Genomic DNA, 22,007 nt, shown 5'->3' on the forward strand with positions numbered 1-22,007 from the left:
GTTCAGCGATCGAGTTGCTGGGTGAGGCGGCGCACGTCCGCACTGGCCGATTCGCTGAACTGTTTGAGCGCCAGGCGTCCGCCTGCGCAATACACCGCCACCGCCTGTAACAGGGCCTTGAGCTGCGCGGCGCTGGCGTGGTCGAACGGACAGTACGCACCGCCGCTCAGGTGCGCGATCTGCCGCAGGGTGTGCGCCGAACCCGGCTCATGGCCGTCCTGAAACACGAATGCCGGCAGGCCACGTACGCCGAGCTGGCCGGCGAGCCGGGTGAGTGCGTCCGGTGATTCCTCGACGACATCGCCGACGAAAACTAGCGCCTGCAACGGGCGGCGCTTGTGTTCGTCGATCGCATGGTTGAGCACGCGCGCAATCTGCGTGAGCCCGGCCGCGCAGCGCACGTGCGTCATCCCGGCGATGATCGAGTCCGCGCGCCGCTCCCAGACGCCGGTATGAAACTCACCATGGCCGCGGTAGTAGCACAGCTGCACCTCGATGCCGCCCAGCGAAGCGGCTGCCTCGAACATCTCGGCCTGCAACCCGACGGCGCGATCCCAGGTCGGCTCGCGACTGGCCGTCGCGTCCATCGCAAACAGCAGCCGGCCGCGCGGATCGGCTGTGCGCACGGCGGGTTTGGCCCGCACCTCGCGCAGAAACGCGTCGACGGCCGCATGCCCGCCCGTACGCAGCGATTTGGAACGATCATCGGCCATGGTCGAATACGAACTCCCGGAAAAACTCCGCGACGCCGCGGCGATAGGTCGAGCCGCTTTCAAAAAAACCGCTTGCATGCAGCCCCTTGATCGGCAGAAATCGCCTGGGCTCGCGTGCCGCGTCATACAGCGCCCGGCCCTGCCCGATCGGCACGAGTTCGTCGTCCGCGCTGTGGATGATGAGCACAGGCATGTTCACCTCCCCGAGCCGCTCGCGCGTAGGGTACTGAATCCGGCTGATCCAGCGCACCGGCAACCACCAGTACACCCGTGCGCCAACATCCGGCAGCGAGGTGAAGGTCGATTCGAGGACCAGCGCGCGTGCCGGCACGCGGGTGGCCAGCCAGGCGGCGATGCCGCCCCCGAGCGAGCGACCGAACAGCACAATTCGCCCTGGGGCAATGCCGCGGATTTCGGTCAGATGGCGCCAGCTGGCGGCGGCGTCTTCGTAGGTGCCGGCCTCGCTGGGGACGCCGCTGCTGCGGCCGTAGCCTCGATAGTCCACGATCAGCGTGCTGACACCGAGCCCATGCAGGATTTCGAGCGTGTCGAGCCGGCCCGTGATGGCACCGGTATTGCCGTGCAGGAACAGCACCACCGGTGCGTCGGGATCGTCAGCGGGGACCCACCACGCGGCGAGGGTTTCGCCATCGGCGGTGGCGATCTCGACGTCGTCAAAGGACAGTCCGCGCAGGCTCGGCGTGACGCCTTCCGCGGCGCGGGTCGGAAAGTAGACCAGGCGCGGTTCAAACAGCCACACCAGCACACAGATGCCGAGGTAGCCGAGCGCGAGCGCGCCGACACCATATTCGAGGATCTTTGCCAACTCTCCGGACATGGGTCGTGCCGGAGCGGTTCAACCTGGTCCGTCGATGTTGCGCCGATATTGATCGAGGACCTTGCGCACGTACTCGCGTGTCTCCCGATAGGGTGGAATCTGCTTGCCATACGATTCGACGGCGTTCTCGCCGGCGTTGTAGGCCGCGAGGGCAAGTCGCAGATCGCGGTCAAACCGATCGAGCAGTTCGCGCAGATACCGCGTGCCGCCACTCACGTTCTGCTCCGGATCGTGGCGGTCGGTTACGCCGAAACGCCTTGCGGTCGCCGGCATGAGCTGCATCAGCCCGACCGCGCCCTTTTTCGAGGTCGCGCGCGGATCGTAGGCCGATTCCATGAGGATCACCGCGTCGACGAGCTCGGGGCTCAGGCTGGCGGCCTGTGCCGAACGCTGGACCAGATCGCGGAACCGTTTTCGATTGTCGGCGACCGAGGATGCCGGCTGGTTCGACTCACGGCTGCGCAGAACGAGCTTGTAGCCCTTGTGCGGCGGTCGGTCGGTCAGGAATACGTGACCATCGGGAGCGACGAAACGGTAGATGTCGGCGCTGGCGTGCGCCGCGGGAAGGGCCAGCAGGACCGCGGTGATCAGCTTCGCTGCGGATGAACGCAGCATCTGGCTAACGTTGAGCCTGCGCCTGCCCGCAGCACTTCTTGTATTTCTTGCCGCTGCCGCACGGACATGGATCGTTGCGCCCGACCTTGGGCGTCTCGCGGGTGACGGTCGGCGGCGAAACCATGCGTCCGTCAACAAAGTACCAGCGACCGTCGCTGCGCTTGAATACGGCACGTTCGTGGTATTTGCGCGGGACACCCTTTTCGCGGTAGCGCGCGATGAATTCGACCATGCCGTCATCGTCACCGCGCAGCTGCGAGCCGATCACCTCCAGGCCAAGCCATTCGGCCTGCTCGGCCCAGCGCCGGGTCGCGTCCGGGTCGTAGTCGTCGCGGTGTTCCGGGTGCAATGAATCACCCAGGAATGCGAGTTGCATCCGCACATAGGCCGTGTAGCGCGCGCGCATGAGCGCTTCGGGCGTGGCCGCCTGGCCGCCTGCCAGGATCGGTCCACAACATGCGTCAAACGTCTTTCCAGACCCGCAGGGACAGGTTTCGCTCATGTGCGTCAACCCTGAAAACGCCGCAAAACGATCGTGCCGTTCGTTCCGCCGAAGCCGAAGGAGTTCGACACGACCGTATCAATCTTCATTTCACGCGCGTGATTGGGTACGTAGTCGAGATCGCATTCGGGATCGGGATTTTCGAGATTGATCGTCGGCGGGGCAACCTGGTCGCGCAGCGCCAGCACCGAGAACACAGCCTCGGCCCCACCGGCTGCGCCGAGCATGTGGCCGGTCATCGACTTGGTGGAGCTGACTGCCACGCTGTGCGCACGGTGACCGAACACGCCCTTGACGGCCTGCGTCTCGGCGAGGTCGCCGGCCGGCGTCGAGGTGCCATGCGCATTGATGTAATCGATCTCGCCGACGTCAATTTCGGCGTCGTTCAGCGCGGCGCGCATGCAGCGCGCGGCGCCATCGCCATCGGGCGGTGGCGAGGTCATGTGGTAGGCATCGGCACTCATGCCAAAGCCGATCAGCTCGGCGAGAATTTCCGCCCCGCGAGCCTTCGCGTGCTCGAGTTCTTCAAGCACCAGCACGCCGGCGCCACTGGCGAGCACGAAACCGTCGCGGTCGCGATCCCATGGGCGGCTTGCCCGCGTGGGCTCGTCGTTGCGCGTGGAAAGCGCCTTCGCCTGTGCGAAACCGCCCAGGCTGGTTGCCGATTCAGCCATCTCCGCGCCGCCGGTAATCATCACATCCGCATCGCCGTAGGCAATCATGCGTGCGGCGACGCCGATGTTGTGCGTGCCGGTCGTGCAGGCGGTGACGATGGCGATGTTCGGGCCACGGAATCCATAGCGGATCGACACATTGCCCGAGATCATGTTGGCGATGTTCGCCGGCACGAAGAACGGCGAAATCTTGCGCGGCCCGCCGTTCAAATAGGTGTGATAGCCGTGCTCGATGCCCATGATGCCGCCCATGCCGGCACCGATTGCAACGCCGATGCGGCTGTCGGTGTCCTGCACATCGGTCAGTCCGGCGTGCTCCACGGCCTGGTAGCCGGCGGCAACGCCGTACTGGATGCTGATGTCCATGCGCCGCAGTTCCTTGCGGTCGAAATACTGTTCCGGATCGTATGCGCGCACCGACCCCGCGATCCGCACGGGAAATGCGGAGACATCGAAATGTTCGATCGGACCGATGCCGGATTCACCGGCGAGGATTCGGGCCCAGGACGATTCGACCGTCACGCCCAGCGGGCTCAACAACCCGAGGCCGGTGACCACAACGCGTCGCGAGGATTTCATGGCGCTCGCAGATGGTGGGAGTACGGTCGACCCGCGGTCCGCGCCGGCCGACCGACTCGCAGCGGCAGTACCTCAGCCCTTCTGGGCCTTGATGTAGTCGACGGCCTGCTGCACCGTCGTGATGTTCTCGGCCTCTTCATCGGGGATTTCGCACTCGAATTCCTCTTCCAGGGCCATGACCAGCTCCACCGTATCCAGCGAGTCGGCGCCGAGGTCATCGACGAACGATGCCTCCAGAGTGACCTCCTCCTCTTTGACGTTGAGCTGTTCGACAACGATCTTCTTGACGCGATCTTCAATGCTGCTCATGTTCGAATCGTTCCTCCGGTAATGGCTGGGAAGATAGTGCGGATGGACGCGACCGGTGCGCACGTCATGATCCGGTTCAGTTCGGCTCAGGGCGTTCCTGAAATGCCGGGCGCGATTGTACTGGAAAGCGCCGACCGGTCGGCAAGCGCACGCTGGGATCTGTGCGTCGCGCAGCCGACAGGCAGCGATTGTCAATTAAATACAGTTAGTTACGGAAACTTTCTGATGTGTATGTTCCGGGTTACCCCATGTACATGCCACCGTTGACATGCAGGGTTTCGCCAGTCACATAGGCGGCGTTCGGTGCGCACAGGAAGGCCACGCAGGCCGCGACCTCTTCCGGGCGGCCGAGGCGACCCAACGGAATCGAGGCCAGCAGGGCATCGCGCTGCTTGTCGCCCAGCGCCTCGGTCATGTCGGTGGCGATGAACCCCGGCGCCACGCAGTTCACCGTGATGCCGCGCGGACCGACTTCACGCGCCAGCGACTTGCTGAACCCGATCAGGCCCGCCTTGGCCGCGGCATAGTTGGTCTGCCCGGCGTTGCCGCTCGCCGCGACGACCGAGGTGATGTTCACGATTCGGCCATGGCGTGCCTTCATCATGGACTTCAAACACAGCCGTGAGAGATGAAAGACCGACGTGAGGTTCGTCTGCACGATCGCGTCCCAATCATCGTTCTTCATGCGTACAAGCAGATTGTCACGCGTGATGCCGGCGTTGTTGATCAGCAGACTCGGCGCGCCGAAACGTTCGGCTGTTGCCGTCAGGGCCGCTTCGATCGATTCCAGATCCGTGACGTTCAGGCGCACACCGCTGCCGGCGACACCGGCGTCCGCGAACATGGCGCTGATACGTTCCGCGCCCTCGTCGGTGGTCGCCGTGCCGACGACCTTCGCGCCCTGTGCGGCGAGTTCCAGCGCAATCGCGCGGCCGATCCCGCGACTGGCGCCGGTCACCAGCGCGATTTCGTTCTCAAGCATTGGCAATCGCCTCGATCGTTTCCTTCACGGAGTCGGGATCGAATATCGCGTGGGCGGCGAGTTCCGGTTCGATGCGCTTGTTGAGCCCGATCAGGACCTTGCCCGGACCACACTCGACAACGTTGCGCACACCGCTGGCCGCGATCTGGCGAATGATCTCGACCCAGCGCACCGGTTTGTGCAGCTGTTCGGCCAGACGCTTGCGAATCGCGTCCGCGTCGCCCGCCGCGGAGACATCCGCGTTGTGCAGCACGCGAATCTTCGGCTTCGTGAACTCGGTTGCGGCGAGGCGGTCAGCCAGACGCTCGGCCGCGGACTCCATCAGCGAACAGTGTGACGGCACGCTGACCGGTAGCCTCAGTGCGCGCTTCGCACCGGCGTCGCGGGCCGAATCCAGCGCACGCTGCACCGCGGATGCCGTGCCGGCAATCACGATCTGCCCCGGCGCGTTGAAATTCACCGGTTGGCAGACCTCACCCTGCGCACTGTTGTGGCAAAGCTCGCGTACTCCGTCATCGCTCAGGCCCAGGATTGCGGCCATCGCACCCTGCCCTTCGGGCACGGCCTGCTGCATGAGCCGACCGCGTTCGGCGACGAGCTTGACCGCAGTGACGAACTCCAGTGCGCCGGCACACACCAGCGCCGTGTACTCGCCGAGACTGTGCCCGGCCATGCTGCCGGGGACGGCGCCGCCGCGCTCGCGCCATTCGCGCCAAATCGCCACGCCGGCGGTCAGCATGGCCGGCTGGGTATTCTCGGTGCGGTTGAGGTCTTCGGCCGGCCCATTGCGCACCAGCGCACCGAGGTCGAAACCGAGCGCTTCGGAGGCCTCCGCAAAGGTGTTTTCGACCGTCGGGCTCGCGGAGCGCAGGGCGTCCAGCATGCCGACGGATTGTGAGCCCTGACCCGGAAAAACGAACGCGAGTTTTGCTTGAGATTCGCTCGTCATTGTCGCAACGCTCTCCCCGTTTTCAGAATTTGCAAAGCGCCGAACCCCAGGTGAATCCGCCGCCGAACGCCTCCAGCAGCAGGGTCTCGCCGCGTTGAATGCGGCCGTCGCGGACGGCGACATCCAGTGCCAGCGGGACCGAGGCCGCCGAGGTGTTGCCGTGCTCACCGACGGTCAGCACGACGCGGTCCAGCGCCATGTCCAGCTTGCGCGCGGTCGCCGCGATAATACGCTTGTTGGCCTGATGTGGAACCAGCCAGTCGATATCCGCCTTGGTCATCGAATTGGCTTCGAGTGTCTCGTCGACGATGCGTCCGAGAGTGTTGACGGCCATCTTGAACACCTCGTTGCCGCGCATCTCGACGTAGGCCTCGCCGGCCTTCATGCGCTCGTAACCGAGCGAAATGCCCGCGGGTACGTGCAGAAGCTGTTCATAGGCACCGTCGGCGTGCAGGTGCGTGGACAGAATGCCGGGTGTGTCCGACGCACCCAAAACCACCGCTCCGGCGCCATCGCCGAACAGGACGCAGGTCCCGCGGTCGGTCCAGTCGACGATGCGGCTCAGGGTCTCGGCGCCGATGACCAGTGCCGTTCGTGCCGCACCGCCGCGGATGAACTTGTCGGCCACCGAAAGCGCATAGACGAAGCCCGTGCACACCGCCTGGATGTCGAACGCGGGGCAGCCGTGGATATCCAGCCGCGCCTGTAACAGACATGCAGTGCTCGGGAAAATCTTGTCCGGCGTCGTGGTCGCCAGCACGATGAGATCGATATCCGCCGGCTTGATTCCGGCCGCCTCGATCGCCCGGCGGCTCGCGTGTTCGGCCAGGTCGCAGGTCGTCTCGCCGTCGGCGGCAACGTGGCGTTCACGAATTCCGGTGCGTTCCTGGATCCATTCGTCGCTGGTCTCGACCATCTTTTCGAGATCGGCATTGGTCAGCACACGCTCCGGGAGATAACCACCGGTGCCGAGAATTCGCGAGTAGATCTGCTGGTCGCTCAAGCCTCTGCTCCTGCCGTGGCGAGCTGTGCCGCGACTTCGGCACCAATGCGCTCGGGGACGCGTTCGCGCACTTCCTTCATCGCGATCCGGATGGCGTTGGCGAAAGCGATGCGGTCTGCGCTGCCGTGACTCTTGATGACGATACCCTTCAGGCCCAGCAGGCTGGCACCGTTGTAGTGGCGCGGATCGATGCGGTCGCGCAAACGTTTCAGGCTCGGCATCGCAGCCAGAGCGGACAGCCGCGACAGCCAGCTCGCGGTGAAACTCTCGCGCAGGAAATGCGCGATCATTTTCGCCACGCCCTCACTGCTTTTCAATGCAACGTTGCCGACGAATCCATCACAAACCACGACATCCGCCGCACCCGTGTAGATGCGATCGCCTTCGACAAAACCGACGTAGTTGAGATTCGAGCGGCTCAGCAGTTCGTGGGCATGCTTGACCTGATCATTGCCCTTGATCTCTTCTTCGCCAATGTTCAGCAGGCCGACTCGCGGTCGCGCGAGCCCGTGTACGGCGGTGACAAGCTCCGAACCCATCACCGCGAACTGAAACAGGTGCTCGGCCGTCGAGTCGACGTTGGCGCCGAGGTCCAGCATGTGGAAACAGCCCTTCGTGGTCGGCAGGGCCGTCATGATCGCGGGTCGGTCGATACCGGGCAGGGTCTTGAGCACGAAGCGCGCGGTCGCCATCAGGGCGCCGGTGTTGCCCGCACTCACGCAGGCATCCGCCCGCCCGTCCTGGACCAGATTGATCGCGACGCGCATTGATGAGTCCTTCTTCTTGCGCAGTGCATGCGATGGCAGGTCGTCCATGCTGACGACCTCGCTGGCATGCACGATCGACACGCGCGGGCGGTCGCCGGGCCCGAGCTGTTCGCGGATGACATCCTCGCGCCCGACCAGCAGCAGTTCCAGATCGGCGTGCCTGGCAAGCACGTCCAGCGCGGCCGGAACGGTCGCGGGCGGACCGCAGTCGCCACCCATGGCGTCCACGGCGACACGGATGACTGCGGGCATCGCCGAGTCCTGGTGCGGCCTGTCGGCGCGCCGGGTCTGGTTGGCGCCGGCGCGCGTGGTGGGCCGTGTCAGTCGTCGATGCCCGGAACGGCCTTGCGACCGCGATAGAAGCCGTCACGCGTGACGTGGTGACGCAGATGCGTCTCGCCGCTGGTCTTGTCGATCGACACGGTCGGTGCGCCCAGTGAGTCATGGGCGCGCCGCATGCCGCGCTTGGAGCGGGTCTTGCGATTCTGTTGAACGGCCATCGGCTCGTATCTCCTGCAAAATTAAGACGTTATACGGTTTCGTCCTGCCACGGAGCCTGGTCGGCCTCCCGGCAGGTTCTGCCCTGCGCCGACGCGCCGCGGTGCGGTCGCCGGAGCTGCAATCAGTCCTCGCCCTGTCCGTCGAGCAGATCGCGCAGGCCGGCAAACGGCCTGCGAACCTCCTGCGCCTGCCGGAGGTCGGCGCCGTCGGCATTGCGCGCCACCGGCGGGCTGCACTGCCCCTCTGCGTGGCGTGCGACGATCGGCAGGAGCAGCAGAAGTTCGTCCTCGACCAACTCGTGCACGGCCAGGTAGTCGTCGTCCAGCAGAACCGGCTCCAGATCCTGCGGAAGCTCGGCCACCGGGTCCGCCGAGCCCACCAGCACCGCCGAGACCTCGCCGGCCAGCGGCCAGTCGACGACCTCAAGGCAGCGCTCGCAACGAAGCTGTACCTGCGCGCTCACCGCGCCGTGTACCTCGATCCGGCCGTCACGGCGCACGAGTTCAAGCTCCGCGCGCGCCTCACCGGTCATGCCTAGCGATGCGGCGCGCAGTCGCTCGAGGGCCTCTCCCGGCACGACACCGGCCAAACGCACGGGGTCGGCCGCGAGTTTTCGCACGTTGACCCGTTGCGCAAGCTGCGCGGACATAAGCCGGCTATTGTAAATTTTTCAAGCGAGCCCAGTCAAAAGACTGTAACGGTGCGGCGCGGCGCCCGGACGTGAGTCCGTCGCGGTCACCGCGGTACGGCACCCGCGGCGTCCAGCGGCCGGCCGGCCTGGCCCTCGCCAGTGGCGACGGGCATTTGGGGGGGCGGAGCCGCCCCATGGGCACGCAGCCGCAGCGAATTGCCGACCACGATCAGCGAACTTGCCGACATTCCAAGCGCGGCGCCCCAGGGCGGCACCCAACCGGCGATCGCCAGCGGGATGGCGACCAGATTGTAGGCAATCGCCCAGGCCAGATTGCCGCGGATGGTTCGGGCCGTTGCGACCGCCAGCGCACGCGCGCGCGCGAGCCCGGCCAGGGAATCGCCAAGCAGCACGAAATGGCTGTGCGAGCGGGCCAGTTCGGTGGCCTCCTGAAACGAAACTGCGACATCGGCTGCCGCGAGCGTGGGCGCATCGTTGATGCCGTCGCCAACCATCCAGACGCGTCGCCCGGCCGCCTGAAGCTGTCGAACCCGGCGCAACTTGTCGTCGGGCGTCTGTTCGGCGCGCCACTCGATGATGCCGGCGTTTGCCGCCACCCGTTCCACGGCGGATGCGCGGTCGCCGCTGAGCAGTTCGATGTGCGTGATCCCCTGTGCGCGCAATGCCGCAAGGGTTGCAACGGTGTCGTCACGCAACGGGTCGTTGAGCGCATACAGTGCGACGGGATCAGAGCCACGACGCAGCACGACCACGCTGTGGCCCAGCCGTTCCCAGCCGCCGACCCGCTCGGTTGCGGCAGAGCTGAAGTCACGTTCAGCGGCGTCCAGCCGCCCGATTGACCAGCGTTGACCGGCAATATCCGCCTCGACCCCTTGCCCCGGTATGACGCGCTGGTTCACCGCGGCCAGCCGCGAGGCACCGGCGGCTGCGGCGAAGGCACGCGCGAACGGGTGTGCGGCGCCGGCCTCGAGTGCCGCGGCGACGCTCAGCGCCCGGTCCCGGTCACCGTCCAGAGCGAGTTCGTCGACGATGCGCGGTACCCCGCGGGTCAGTGTGCCGGTCTTGTCGATCAGGAGCGTGTCGGCTTTGGCCAGCGCCTCGGTTCGATCGACATCGAGCGGCAGCAGGCCGGCTTCGGCGGCGCGACCGATACCCATCGCCAGCGCCAGTGGGGTGGCAAGGGCCAGTGCGCATGGGCAGGTCACGATCAGAACGGCAATCGTGTTTGGCACGGCCTGCACCGGGTCTGTCGCGCCCCAGAACGCGGCGGTTGCGAGGGCGATGGCGATGATCGCGAGCACGAAAAACCCGGCGACCCGGTCCGCAAGCTGTGCGGCGCGCGGTCTCCAGCGATTCGCCGAATCAATCAGCAACTGCATGCGCGCGGTGGCTGAATCCCGTTCGGCATGCACGACCTCTACCTCCAGCGGGGCCGCGGTGTTCAGGACGCCCGCCGCCACCACGCTGCCGGCTGCACGAAACACCGGATTGGCCTCCCCGGTCAGCGCGGCCTCATCGAGTTCCGCGTCGGCGAGCAGTCGCGCGTCGACCGGAACGGCCGAACCCTCGGCGATGCGGAGCCGGTCGCCCGGGGCCAGCGCGGCGGTCGAAACGGTTTCCCAACCCTCGCCTGTGCTCCGCTCCGCGGTCTGTGGAATCACCCGTGCCAGCCGGTCCAGGCCGGCTGCGGCCATGCGCCGCCCGGCGAGTTCGCGCCGTCGTGCCAGCAGCACCAGAAACACGAACATCGCGATCGAATCGAAATAGGTCTCGCCTGTACCCGCCCAGGTCGACCAGGTGCTCGCGATCCAGGCCAGCGAGAGCCCGAGCACGATCGGGACGTCCATGCCAGCCCGTCGGTTGCCGAGGTCGCGCAGCGCGCCCGCAAAGAATTCGCGACCGGGCCAGGCCAGCAGCGCCGTTGTGACGATCAGGCTTGACCAGCGCCCGATCCGCACCCACAGCGGCAGCGTGCCGGATTCATCCGCGTGGCCGAACAGGTACACGGCGATCGAGAAATGCATCACGGCCATGCCGAGCACGCCGGCAAAGATCAGCCGGTCCAGCGAGCGGCTGTGCTCGGCACGTTCGAGCGCATCGCGGTGGGCGGGATCAAACGGGGTCGCCCGGTAACCGAGCGCGGCCAGCGAGTCGAGGATCGAGCTGAACGCGATCTGCTCCGGGTCCCAGCGGACGCGGGCGCGATGGGTCGCGTAGTCGACCTCGACGTCGACAATTCCCGCGGTGGCGCGCAACTGGCGCTCATTCAGCCAGACGCACGCGGCGCAGCGGATGTCCTCCAGCACCAGCGTTGCCTCGCACAGGCCGTCGTGGGGTCTGACGAACCGCGCCTGCAGCGCGGCGTCGTCGTAGAGTTCGGTGCTGCGAAGGAATGCCGGTAGCGATTCGATGCTGGCCGGGTCGGCCTTGCGCTCGCGATAGCGATAGTAGTCGCCGTGACCCGCGGCGACGATGGCCCGGGCGACCGCCGCGCAGCCGACGCAGCACATCGTCCGCGGCTGAGCGTCGATCATGACGGTGTCCGGCGGCGGCTGCGGACATGGCAGGCCGCAGTGAAAGCAGTCTTCAGTCACGGCTGGGGTGGGTTTGAATCGTGCCAGCCGCGATGATTTCAGAGTGGTCTCAGGTCCATCAAGCAGGCGAGCGGATCAGCTTGGGTAAGGCCGGAATCGCCCCGGACGACAGTCCAGTTCCCCTTCCCCGCCGGAAAAAGGCCTGGCACGTCCCTGTGCCGTCAATATCAGGAGATGAGGAGGAGGACCCTCGACCGCGCACGTCCCGTGCTACTGGGCGTAATAGTTCGAAACTGCTTCGATTTCCTGGGGAGTCATGGCCTTCGCAATTGAACGCATGACGCCATAGACGTCATTGCCTCGAACACCGCTGGCATAGTTGCGAAGCGTTGCAGCGAGGTAGCCCTTGGACTGACCGGCGAGTGCCGCGGCATTGACGTCCTTGCCTGCACCTGCACGGCCGTGACAGGTGGCGCAGGCCGGAATCAGCCGCTTGCCGTCACCGCGCGTGACCAGGGTCGGCGCATCCCCGCTCGCCCCGGCCGGCAACGGCTTGGATGCGTAGAACGCGGCAAGATCAGCCATGGCCTGATCGGTCAACGGCGCCGTCAGGCCCCGCATGATCGGGTTGTCGGCGCGCGTGCCGTCCTTGTAATCGCGAAGCTGCTTGAAGGTATACCCGGGCAGCTGTCCCGCCACATGCGGAAATACCGCCGTCGGTGACATGCCGTCCGCGCCGTGACAGCTTGCGCACTGCGCGGCGAGCTGCTGACCCCGGCCGGCGTCCCCGCCGGCGATCAGCGTCCGCGTTGCGCCATCCCAGGCCACGTTCGACGATGGCCCGGCGACGGCCGAACCGCAAACGAGACTCAGCGCGGCGAGGAGTTTGCTTGTGTGCTTCATTGTCATACCCCCCAGGCGAATGCGCCGTGCGTCGGCATCAGGAAGAACTGCGCGATCGGATAGCCGTAACTGGCCACCATGTAGAACAGCAGGATGATGTTCCACAGTTTGAATCCGTTCAGTGACGACGGCAGTGCAAGCACCGGGTGGATGGGTTCGGCGTAGCCGAAACTGACATCGGTGGCGGACTTCGTGCCATGGGAGCGCACCAGGACCAGTACGAGCATCAGCGCGGAAACCAGCAGAATCAGCCCGCCGACGATCATGATCGCCTCGCTCGCGGCCCACGTCTCCACCAGCGGAGTGTCATACGGCGTTGATGAAACGCGCCGCGGCTGGCCCTGCATGCCGATCAGATGCCAGGGCATCGTCAGCACGAACATGCCGATGGTCCACAGCCACAGCTGGGCACGCGCCATGCCCGGCGAGGCCAGGGCCTTGCCGGTCATGCGTGGCCACTCGTAGTAGGCGATGCCCATGTACATGATCACGACCGTGCCACCGAAGATCAGGTGGAAATGTCCGGTGATCCACTGCGTGTTGTGGACCATCGCGTTCATCGAGTAGCTCGCGTTGATCATGCCGCCGAAGCCGCCGAAGATCAGCATCACGAGTGCCAGTCCGCAGGCCAGCACGATCGGTTCCTTCCACGGCAGCGCGCCGATCCAGCCAAACAGCCCCTTGCCGCCGTGCAGGCGCCCTGTGACCTCCAGCGACGCGATGACAGTGAAGCCCGTGAACAGCGTCGGCAGCATCACGAGGAACGTGCCGAACATGTGCAGGAACTTCCAGCCCTCGGCCTGGAACGGGTCCATGTACAGGTGGTGGAAGCCGATCGGCACGGAGATGACCGTCAGCATGATGAACGCGATGCGCCCCATCTCGTCGCTGAACAGCCGGCCACCGGCCGCCTTCGGAACCAGCGTGTACATTGCGATGTAGGCCGGGAACAGCCAGAAGTACACGATTGCGTGCAGTGTCCACGAAAACAGCGTGCGCGCCAGACCGATATCGATGGTGTCGATGATGCCGAGCGACCACGGAATGAGCTGGAACAGCACCTCCGAGGCGACGCCGACACTGGTCCACAGCCACATCACCGCATTGGCGACCACGCCGAACATGACCAGCGGTACGGGTTTGCCCGGGTTCTCGCGCTTCCATGCCATCATCGACATGATCATCTGCACACACCAGATCCAGGAGCCGACCACGAGCAGGGTCGCGCCCAGATAAAACAGCGGGTGTGCCGCGAGCGGCGGATAGAACGTGAACAGCACCGAGGCCTGGCCGGTGAGCAGCGTGAACGCCGCGATGGCCACGCCGATCAGCGCGACCCAGAACGCCAGCCAGCCGAGACCGCTGCCGCCCCAGACCGGGCGTTTCAGGCTTGAGACGCCCCACTGGTAGCCGGTACCCATGACGACGAAGGTCGTCAGGACAAAGGCCATCAGCACGCCGTGCGTGGTGACCGAGCCGAAATACAGCTCGTGCGATTCAATCGCCGGGAACATGCCACTGCGTTCGGCGACCTGATAGACGCCGAGTACAGAGGCGCCGAGGAATGAAATCAGCGCCACCCACCAGTTTGCGAGTGCGAGCGACGCGGTTTTTTGTTCGTGCATTGTTGTGACCTCCGCGTTCAGGAGCCGCTGGGCGTGACGATCAGCCGCGACCACATGTAGTCATGACCGAAGCCGCAGTATTCGTTGCACAGCAAGGGATACTCGCCGGCACGCGGAAACTGCGTGTTGACCTCGGATACATAGCCCGGCACGACCATCGTGCTCATGTTCGTGTACGGCGCGTGAACACCGTGGAGAACATCGGCGCTGGCGATGCGGAAGCGCACCGGCGTGTTGGCCGGCACTTCGATCCGCTGCGGAAAAAATCCGTAACGGGCGGCAACCATCGTCACGGTGATTCCGTTGCCATCGCGCTTTACGCCCAACTGGTCCTCGGCAAACTCGCTGGTGAGGTGCAGCCGTGTGGAATCGATGGTCTCCACGTTGCTTGGAGGATGAATGTTCGAGCCAACCGCATAGGCGGTCATGACCCCGACGAGTACAGCGGCCATCAGGATGGCCACATAGACCCATTTCTTTTCGAGTGCATCGACATGCATGGCGCGTGCTCCTTCAGTTCACCGGGCCGTGGCCGAGGAATCGGACCAGAAACATGAACAGCCACGCCGCGGTAAACCCGAGCGCGACCAGCAGCATCAGCGTCCAAGTGCCTTTGGGAGCGGATTCCAGAATGGCGCGCTCCTGATCGGGCGAAAGTGAGGCCATGTAATCCTCCTGTATTGACTGGGTTGTGGTTGTCGTTTTTGATGGGTCGGGACCCAGACCAGCCTGCCGTGGTGCATCGGTGCTGGCCTTGTTGTTATTCGAGCGAGCCTAGCGCCGCGCCGGAATCGGGTGCTATAACCTGTATCAATCCCCGATGGCTGCCGGCCGTATATCACGGCAACAGAATGACAACAAAAACCCCAGGCTCCCATGAAAAGCTGGCACAGACCGTTGCCTGCACCGCGTGTCCGGTGCGGCAGATGGCGCTGTTCCGACCCGTTTCGGACGCGCAGCTCGACTGGACCCAGCGCAATCGCAGCGGTCAGTTGCGGCTTGCATCACATACCCGCGTGTTCGATCAGGGTGCGCGGGTCGAGCACTGCTACACGCTGTTCAGCGGCTGGGCGATTCTGCACCGCACCAACGACAATGGTCAGCGTCAGATCCTGCACGTGGCCCTGCCCGGTGATTTCCTGGGATTCCAGTCCGACATCGACGGGCCGATGAACCATGGGGTCACGACCGTGACCGAGGCCATCCTGTGCGCGTTCCCGCGTGCGCGCGTGCGCGAGCTGATCAACGAGAATTCCGCACTCGCGCAGCAGATGACTTGGATGATCGCGCGCGATCTCGACATCGGTCGCTACCACATCGAGGCCCTGGGCCGTCGCTCCGCCATCGAGCGGATCGCCTACCTGCTGCTGGAACTGTTTTATCGCTGTCATGATCGCTGTGCGATCAATGGCGACCTGCTGGAAATGCCGCTGACCCAGGACGAGATCGGCGACACCCTCGGCCTGACCAACGTGCACGTGAGTCGCACGCTCGCCGAAATCCACCGGCGCGGACTGATTGATCGGCATGGGCACCAGATCCACTTTCGCGACCTCGCGACCCTTGGTCACCTGGCGAGCTTCGAACCGCACATGGTCGAGCCAAAGCCGTTGTTTTAGCAGGCTGTTGAAATTCTCATTTCAACAGCCTGATCACGCGAGACAGGGAGGTCTCGCCCGAAAACCACGCTTTTCGGTTGCGAGGTTGAAAAGGCCATGGATGGGCCTTTTTCAACAACCTTTTAGGGCGACTGCGATCAAGTCATCGTGGCTTGATCGGCGTCTCCTCAGGGAAGCTCTGATCAATCCGTCCCGGATTGCCAGAGCTTTGAGCCCGAAAAAGTGTCATTTTTCGTTTTCTTTCATTTTCAACGTCTTACATCCGTTGAAAATGGCGGCACTTCCCTGTGCCGCGGGAAACTCTGAATTGTTCAGAGTTTCCCTCAGCAGATGCGCGGCAGCGGATCGTCCTCAAGTTCCTCCAGGTAGCGTTCGCCACCCAGCTCACTTTCGGCGATCACCCGCGGCGTGCCGGGCGCCGGCTCGATCTCACCGATGACGCAGGCATCGGCGCCGGCCCGCGTTGCGCGCCAGCGCGCAAGCAGCTCGTCTGCGCAGTGTTCGGCGCAGACGACGACCACCCGCCCCTCACAGGCCAGATACAGCGGGTCGTAGCCAAGGATCTCGCAGACCGCGCGCACCGGATCGCGTATCGGAATGGCCCGTTCCCGCACCCGTACCTGCAGACCCGTCTGCAGCGCGATCTCGTGCAGAACCGTCGCCAACCCGCCGCGCGTCGGATCACGCATGAAGCGAATCCCTGGCATGTCCCATGCAGTTCGGGTCAACGGCAGCACGCTCGCACAGTCCGAGCGCAGATTGCCGTGCAGACCGAAGGCCTCACGGGCCAGCATCACGGCGATGCCGTGATCGCCGACCGGCCCGCTCACGATCACCGTATCGCCGGGGCGGATGTTAGTGGCCGACCAGCGCGCATGGCTCGCGCGCACGCCGACGCCGGTGGTCGCCAGATACAGGCCGCCGCCCTCGCCCCGATTGAGAACCTTCGTGTCACCCGCAACCACAACAACACCCGCGGCCGCCGCCGCATTGGCGAGGCTCGCGACGATCCGCTCCAGCGTCGCGATTTCGAAGCCCTCTTCAATGAAGGCGTTCAGGGTCAGATACAGGGGCCGCCCCCCGGCCACGGCCAGATCGTTGACTGTGCCGTGTACGGCCAGAGAACCGATGTCGCCGCCCGGGAACTCCAGCGGCTGCACCGTGAAACCGTCGGTCGTCACCAGCGGTTCACCGTCGAGCACTGGAAGCGAGGCGGCGTCCGCACTGGGGTCCAGCAACGGGTTGGCGAGTGCGCGGGCGAAGACCTCGTCGATCAGTTCGCGCATGAAACGCCCGCCGTTGCCATGCGCGAGTCCGATGTGGGTGTCGGTCAGTTCCGCACGCTTCGAACGCCGGTTGCCGGCCATCGAGGTTCCCATCGGATCAGCCGTCCAGCGCCACGGTTTCGACGAGCTGACCAAAGCTCAGGCCCGCATCGTTCGCGGGCACGGCCGCGGACAGTTCCACCGCGAATCCGGCCGCGGCGAGCGCGGTTTGTGCCAGCTCCACCAGTAGTCGGTTCTGGAACACACCGCCCGAGAGCCCCACGCGGGTTACGCCATGCGCCTCGCGGGCGAGCGTCGCGACATCGACGATGGCGCCGGCAAGGCTTGCGTGAAAGCACCCGGCACGTTCGCTTGCGGGGCGTGACCGATCACGCAGCATGCCGATCAGCGGACCCCAATCGATGCGCAGGCATTCGTCGACGGCGTTGACGGGCAGTTTCAGCGGCGCCGCGTCGCGACTTGCGATGGCCGCCAATTGCATCGGCGCCTGGCCCTCGAAACTGGTCGCCTCGATTCCGAGCACCAGCGCTGCGGCGGCGTCGAACAGCCGGCCGGCGGCCGAACTGGTCGCCGTGTTCAAACCCCGCTCCCAGGCTTGGTGCGCAAGCGCGGAATCGAACTGTGCGGCGTCGAACGTGGCGCCCGTCGCCCAGCAGACGGCCGCCGCCGAGCGCCAAGGTTCGCGCCCGGCGCGCTCGGCGCCCGGAATACGAACCGGCCGCAGACTGGCGTAGCGCTGCCAGCGCCCGGCTGCGCCGACCAGCGCCTCCCCGCCCCACAGGGTTCCATCGCAGCCCAGACCGACGCCGTCGAAGGCAAAGACCAGCCGGTCGCCCGTTTGCGGATGTTCACCGGCGAGCGCCGAGGCGTGCGCGTGATGGTGCTGCACGCGAACGAGGGGCAGCCCGCTGGCGACGCCCCAGCGACTGCTTGCATAGTCCGGGTGCAGGTCGCAGATCACGCGTTCCGGCGCGACCCGGTACAGACGCGCAAAGGCGTCGATGGTCGATTCGAACGTGGCCGCGCTGCGTGGTGAGCCGAGGTCGCCGATGTGCGGCGATATCACCACCCGGCGCCCGAAACCGAGCGCGACCGAGCTTTTCAGATGCCCGCCGACCGCCAGCGTCGGACAAGCGAGCGGCGCGGGCAACTCCAACTCAAGGGGCGCGTTGCCGCGGCCGAGGCGGATTGCGCGAACGCGGCCGGCGACCGGCCGAACGACCGGGTCGTCCGCGGGTCGCACGATCCGGCGGTCGTGGTGCAGGAATCCGTCGGCAACCCGGCCGAGGCGCCGCTCGACCTCGTCGGGCTCGGTCAGTATCGGCTCGCCGCTGAAATTGGCCGAAGTGGCGATCAACGGGCCACCGTATCGCGAGACCAGAAGGTGCTGGAGCGGATTCGACGGCAGCATGACGCCGATTTCGCTCAGGCCGGGTGCGACGGCCGGCGCGAGTCGCGAACCGGCCCGCGCCGGCACCAGCACGATCGGGCGGGCACGACTGTGCAGGGCCGCCAGCGCACAGGCGTCCAAGTCGACACTGCGGGCAAGTTCAGGATCATCCTCCGCGAATACCACCGCGAATGGCTTGTGCGGTCGCCCCTTGCGCACCCGCAGACGAGCGACGACCGAGGCGTCGCGCGCATCGCACAGCAGGTGGTAGCCACCGACCCCGCGCACGGCCACGATCCGGCCGCGCCGCAGGGCGTCAACCGCGGCGGCGAGCGCCGCCGCCGAACCTGTGATCGCATGGCCGGGCGATTTGTATTCGAGCTGCGGACCACAATCGGGACACGCCAGCGGTTCCGCGTGAAAGCGGCGGTTGGAGGGGGCCGAATATTCCGCCGCACAGCGCGGGCACATCGCGAACGCCGCCATGCTGGTGGCCTGGCGGTCATACGGCAGGGATTCGATGATCGTGTAGCGCGGTCCGCATTGCGTGCAGTTGATGAACGGATGGCCGAAACGCCGGTTGCCCGGATCGTTCAGCTCCGCACGGCAGTCCGGACAAACATCGAGATCGTGCGGCAGATGCACCTCGGCCGGCCCCTGCGCAACGCTGCGGCCGATCGAAAAGGCTTCGATGCCCGCGGGCGGGATGCGCTCGCGCGAGGCCAGCGTGGGTCGGGCCAGCGAGGGCGCGTCGTCGATCAGGCGCACACAGAAGCCGTCGATGGCCGTCGTTTCGCCCTCGATGTCGATCACGACCTGCCCGGCGCGGTTACGCACCTCGCCGACAAGCCCCAGTTGAGTGGCCAGCGCATGCACGAACGGCCGAAAGCCGACCGCCTGCACGCAACCGGCGACCGTCACCCGCTCGGCGTGGCGTTCAGGCGGCTGCGCGTTCACGGATCCCGCTCGCCCACCAGATCCGGCAGGCGCCCTCGTCGGAAACCATGCAGGGGCCGATCGGCGTCCTCGGCGTACAGGCCGCACCATACAGGCGGCACTGGTTGGGATAGATGCGGCCGAGCACGACCCGCGCGCAATCGCAGCCGGGCGGCATCTGGCCCGCGCGCTTGCGGGCATCGTCGCGATAGCGCGGATGGCGCAGGCGCGCGTCCTGCGCTGCGAACCGCTCGCGAATGTCGAATCCCGAAGCCGGAATGCTGCCGATGCCGCGCCAGGTGGCCGCGCCGACGCTCATGGTCAGGGCGAGCTGCTGCTGCGCGGTGGCGTTGCCGGTATCGCTGACCACCTCCGGGTAGCAGTTGTCGAGAAACGCGCGACCCTCGATGCGCTGGCGCAGTACCGAGTAGAACGCCGCCAGCAGCGATTCCGGCGTGAAACCGGCGACGGCCGAGGGAATGCCGAAGTCATCGGGCACGAATCGCCACTCCGCCGCGCCCATCACCGTTGAGACATGGCCAGGCGCGATCAGCGCGTCGAAGCCGGGCGTGTCGGAATCCAACAGCATGCGCACGGCCGGCCAGGTCAGTCGTCCGGAGAGCAGCACCGAGAGGTTGGCCGGCACGCCTTCGGCCAGCATGGCCGCGACCGGTGCAGTGGTGGTCTCGAATCCGGTCGCGAAGAAGACCACCTCGCGACCGGGATTTTCAGCGGCGACACGCACGGCCTCGCGCGGCGAGGCGATCGGACGGATGTCGGCGCCCCCGGCACGGGCCTGCTGCAGCGACCGCGGTTCGGCCTTCGGCCGATTGACCGGCACCCGCAGCATGTCGCCGAACGCGAGCAGAATCACCGGCTCGTTGCGGGCGAGTTCGATCGCCTCGTAGACGTCTTCCTCGGGACAGACGCAGACGGGGCATCCGGGCCCCGGAATCAGCTCGATTCCCGCGGGCAGGACCCCGCGCAGCCCGGCCATGCTGATCGAGCGTTCATGACCGCCGCAGACGTTGAGGATGCGCACCGGGCCCGGCAGGTCCAGCGCGCGAATGCGCTCGAGCCAGGTCCGGGCCTCGGCGCTCACGGGTGACTGTGCCCGGGCTGGGCATGGCCGTGGTCTTGCGACCGGCGTGGCGCGGCCCGATGCGCGACCCGTTCGCGCTCCAGCCATTCGAGCCAGGCCGTCAGCTCCGGTGTGCGCCGCGTGGCCACGGGGACCACCGGTGCCCGGCTCGCCAGGTTGCGAACCGCCGTTTCAGCGCGTTTCGGATCGAAGTCGTCGAGCACGCCGAGCAGGTCGGCCTTGCTCAGCAGCACCAGATCGGCCGCGCGAAACATGACCGGATACTTCGCCGGCTTGTCGTCGCCTTCCGGCACGGACAGCAGAATGACGTTTCGATGCTGACCGAGATCGAAACTCGCCGGGCAGACAAGATTGCCGACGTTCTCGATGAACAGGATGTCGACCCCCTCCAGCGGGAGTTCGTGCAGGGCATGGTGCACAAGATGCGCGTCGAGGTGGCAGGCGGTACCGGTCGTGATCTGTACCGCGGGGATGCCCTTTGCGCGCACACGCTCGGCATCGTTTTCGGTTTCGAGATCGCCCTCGACGACCGCCAGCCGCACCCGGCCGCGCAGGGCGTCGGCGGTCGCCTCGATCAGCGCGGTCTTGCCGGCACCGGGCGAAGACATCAGGTTGATGACCAGAACGCCCGCGGCATCGAAGTGCCCGCGGTTGTGTGCGGCCGCGTGATCATTGGCCGTCATCAGGCCGCGCAGCACCTCCACGCTTTCGGCGCCCGACGCCGTGTGCGCAAGCCGGCCCTCGCCTTCAAGCAGGTGGGAATTGCCGGTGGTGATGTTGCAGCCGCAGGTGTCGCACATCAGCGGGCCCTCAATGCAGTTGTCGTTGTGCGGCGCCGAGTTCGACCCTTTGCAGCACCAGTTCGTCGCCGCTGACGAGTTCGGTGCGCCAGTCACCACAGGCGCCGCAGACCAGTCGGCCGCTGGCGGCATCGGTCTCGGCCGCGCAGGCCGTGCAACGCACGCGGATCGCAACCGGTTCGATCTCCAGTTCGGCAAGCGCCGCGACCGTTCCCGTCCGTGCGACGGTGTAGGCCTGTTTCAGCAGATCGGGTTCGGCACCGCTCAGCGGGCCAAGCCGAACCTGAACCCGCTCCACCTGCATGCCCGGATGGTCGCGCGCGACCCGCTCGACCTCGTCGAGCAGGGCCTGACACAGCGCGAGTTCATGCATCCGGGCCGGCGTCCTCGGCGGCGAGCATCTGGTCATACAGTTCCCAGGCGCTGCGGGCGTCGGCGGCCGAGACCTTCTGGATGGCGTAGCCGACATGGACCATGACGAAGTCGCCGGTTTCCACCTCGCCAGGCGGCAGCATGAACAGGCTGACCTCGCGTGTGACGCCCTTTGCCTCGCAACGGGCCGTGAACCCGTCGATTGCCTCCACCCGCATCGGAATGGCGAGACACATGCGCCTACTCTGCGGCCGATGGCAGCGGGCGCGCCGCTGCGGGCATGACCCAGATCAGGAAAAGCGCCATCACGGAAGACTCGTCCGACATAGGCCGATTAAACGCCTGAAACGCAGGGT

Annotated in this window: 24 protein-coding genes; 1 reads left to right on the forward strand and 23 read right to left on the reverse strand. The window is 66.0% G+C overall.

Annotated features, from left to right (window positions below; genetic code table 11):
- Positions 1–2: 2 nt before the first annotated feature.
- From KDG50_10880 to KDG50_10960, 17 genes are all read right to left on the reverse strand, one after another.
- Positions 3–713, reverse strand: a complete 711-nt coding sequence (locus tag KDG50_10880; GenBank protein MCB1865927.1) for a VWA domain-containing protein — start codon at positions 711–713, stop codon at positions 3–5.
- Positions 703–1,551 carry an alpha/beta hydrolase gene (locus KDG50_10885; GenBank protein ID MCB1865928.1) on the reverse strand — a complete coding sequence of 283 codons (849 nt, stop codon included), beginning with the start codon at positions 1,549–1,551 and terminating at the stop codon, positions 703–705. The genes KDG50_10880 and KDG50_10885 overlap by 11 nt, the downstream gene beginning before the upstream one ends.
- Positions 1,552–1,569: 18 nt before the next feature.
- Positions 1,570–2,166: a lytic transglycosylase domain-containing protein gene (locus KDG50_10890; GenBank protein MCB1865929.1), complete on the reverse strand. Its 597-nt coding sequence runs from the start codon at positions 2,164–2,166 to the stop codon at positions 1,570–1,572.
- A gap of 4 nt (positions 2,167–2,170) precedes the next feature.
- Positions 2,171–2,668: an SEC-C domain-containing protein gene (locus tag KDG50_10895; GenBank protein MCB1865930.1), complete on the reverse strand. Its 498-nt coding sequence runs from the start codon at positions 2,666–2,668 to the stop codon at positions 2,171–2,173.
- 5 nt (positions 2,669–2,673) lie between these two features.
- Positions 2,674–3,921 (reverse strand): beta-ketoacyl-ACP synthase II, encoded by a 1,248-nt coding sequence (fabF, locus tag KDG50_10900; GenBank protein ID MCB1865931.1) that lies wholly within the window; start codon positions 3,919–3,921, stop codon positions 2,674–2,676.
- Positions 3,922–3,993: 72 nt separating this feature from the next.
- Positions 3,994–4,230: an acyl carrier protein gene (acpP, locus tag KDG50_10905; protein MCB1865932.1), complete on the reverse strand. Its 237-nt coding sequence runs from the start codon at positions 4,228–4,230 to the stop codon at positions 3,994–3,996.
- 241 nt (positions 4,231–4,471) lie between these two features.
- Positions 4,472–5,212 carry a 3-oxoacyl-ACP reductase FabG gene (fabG, locus tag KDG50_10910; GenBank protein MCB1865933.1) on the reverse strand — a complete coding sequence of 247 codons (741 nt, stop codon included), beginning with the start codon at positions 5,210–5,212 and terminating at the stop codon, positions 4,472–4,474.
- A complete protein-coding gene (gene fabD / locus KDG50_10915) occupies positions 5,205–6,161 on the reverse strand; it encodes an ACP S-malonyltransferase (protein MCB1865934.1) in 957 nt (318 codons plus the stop codon). Before fabD ends, fabG begins: the two co-directional genes overlap by 8 nt.
- 22 nt (positions 6,162–6,183) lie before the next feature.
- Positions 6,184–7,149: a ketoacyl-ACP synthase III gene (locus KDG50_10920; GenBank protein ID MCB1865935.1), complete on the reverse strand. Its 966-nt coding sequence runs from the start codon at positions 7,147–7,149 to the stop codon at positions 6,184–6,186.
- Between the two features lie 11 nt (positions 7,150–7,160).
- A complete protein-coding gene (gene plsX / locus KDG50_10925) occupies positions 7,161–8,183 on the reverse strand; it encodes a phosphate acyltransferase PlsX (GenBank protein MCB1865936.1) in 1,023 nt (340 codons plus the stop codon).
- 68 nt (positions 8,184–8,251) lie between these two features.
- Positions 8,252–8,431 carry a 50S ribosomal protein L32 gene (rpmF, locus tag KDG50_10930; GenBank protein ID MCB1865937.1) on the reverse strand — a complete coding sequence of 60 codons (180 nt, stop codon included), beginning with the start codon at positions 8,429–8,431 and terminating at the stop codon, positions 8,252–8,254.
- 122 nt (positions 8,432–8,553) lie between these two features.
- Positions 8,554–9,081 (reverse strand): DUF177 domain-containing protein, encoded by a 528-nt coding sequence (locus KDG50_10935; GenBank protein ID MCB1865938.1) that lies wholly within the window; start codon positions 9,079–9,081, stop codon positions 8,554–8,556.
- An 86-nt stretch (positions 9,082–9,167) separates the two neighbouring features.
- Entirely contained in the window at positions 9,168–11,678 is a 2,511-nt protein-coding gene (locus KDG50_10940; GenBank protein MCB1865939.1) for a heavy metal translocating P-type ATPase, read from the reverse strand.
- Positions 11,679–11,888: 210 nt separating this feature from the next.
- Complete coding sequence (locus KDG50_10945) at positions 11,889–12,521, reverse strand: cytochrome c4 (GenBank protein ID MCB1865940.1); 633 nt, start codon at positions 12,519–12,521, stop codon at positions 11,889–11,891.
- A 2-nt stretch (positions 12,522–12,523) separates the two neighbouring features.
- Positions 12,524–14,146, reverse strand: coding sequence for a cbb3-type cytochrome c oxidase subunit I (locus KDG50_10950; GenBank protein MCB1865941.1), 1,623 nt, complete (start codon positions 14,144–14,146; stop codon positions 12,524–12,526).
- Positions 14,147–14,163: 17 nt separating this feature from the next.
- Positions 14,164–14,646, reverse strand: a complete 483-nt coding sequence (locus KDG50_10955) for a hypothetical protein (protein ID MCB1865942.1) — start codon at positions 14,644–14,646, stop codon at positions 14,164–14,166.
- 13 nt (positions 14,647–14,659) lie between these two features.
- Entirely contained in the window at positions 14,660–14,812 is a 153-nt protein-coding gene (locus KDG50_10960) for a hypothetical protein (protein MCB1865943.1), read from the reverse strand.
- A gap of 260 nt (positions 14,813–15,072) precedes the next feature.
- On the opposite strand from KDG50_10960, the gene KDG50_10965 reads away from it, so the two are divergent.
- Complete coding sequence (locus tag KDG50_10965; GenBank protein MCB1865944.1) at positions 15,073–15,765, forward strand: Crp/Fnr family transcriptional regulator; 693 nt, start codon at positions 15,073–15,075, stop codon at positions 15,763–15,765.
- 323 nt (positions 15,766–16,088) lie between these two features.
- On the opposite strand, the gene hypE is transcribed toward KDG50_10965, so the two are convergent.
- The 6 genes from hypE to KDG50_10995 are packed head-to-tail and all read right to left on the reverse strand — an operon-like array spanning position 16,089 to position 21,887.
- A complete protein-coding gene (gene hypE / locus KDG50_10970; protein ID MCB1865945.1) occupies positions 16,089–17,144 on the reverse strand; it encodes a hydrogenase expression/formation protein HypE in 1,056 nt (351 codons plus the stop codon).
- A 4-nt stretch (positions 17,145–17,148) separates the two neighbouring features.
- Positions 17,149–19,488 (reverse strand): carbamoyltransferase HypF, encoded by a 2,340-nt coding sequence (hypF, locus tag KDG50_10975; GenBank protein MCB1865946.1) that lies wholly within the window; start codon positions 19,486–19,488, stop codon positions 17,149–17,151.
- Positions 19,379–20,479 carry a hydrogenase formation protein HypD gene (gene hypD / locus KDG50_10980; protein ID MCB1865947.1) on the reverse strand — a complete coding sequence of 367 codons (1,101 nt, stop codon included), beginning with the start codon at positions 20,477–20,479 and terminating at the stop codon, positions 19,379–19,381. Before hypD ends, hypF begins: the two co-directional genes overlap by 110 nt.
- Positions 20,476–21,279, reverse strand: a complete 804-nt coding sequence (hypB, locus tag KDG50_10985) for a hydrogenase nickel incorporation protein HypB (GenBank protein ID MCB1865948.1) — start codon at positions 21,277–21,279, stop codon at positions 20,476–20,478. Before hypB ends, hypD begins: the two co-directional genes overlap by 4 nt.
- 10 nt (positions 21,280–21,289) lie before the next feature.
- On the reverse strand, positions 21,290–21,652 hold the full coding sequence (locus KDG50_10990) for a hydrogenase maturation nickel metallochaperone HypA (protein MCB1865949.1): 363 nt from the start codon (positions 21,650–21,652) through the stop codon (positions 21,290–21,292).
- Positions 21,645–21,887 (reverse strand): HypC/HybG/HupF family hydrogenase formation chaperone, encoded by a 243-nt coding sequence (locus tag KDG50_10995; protein MCB1865950.1) that lies wholly within the window; start codon positions 21,885–21,887, stop codon positions 21,645–21,647. The genes KDG50_10990 and KDG50_10995 overlap by 8 nt, the downstream gene beginning before the upstream one ends.
- Positions 21,888–22,007 lie beyond the last annotated feature (120 nt).

The sequence above is a fragment of the Chromatiales bacterium genome (genome assembly GCA_020445605.1).
Taxonomy (GTDB): Bacteria; Pseudomonadota; Gammaproteobacteria; order JAGRGH01; family JAGRGH01; genus JAGRGH01.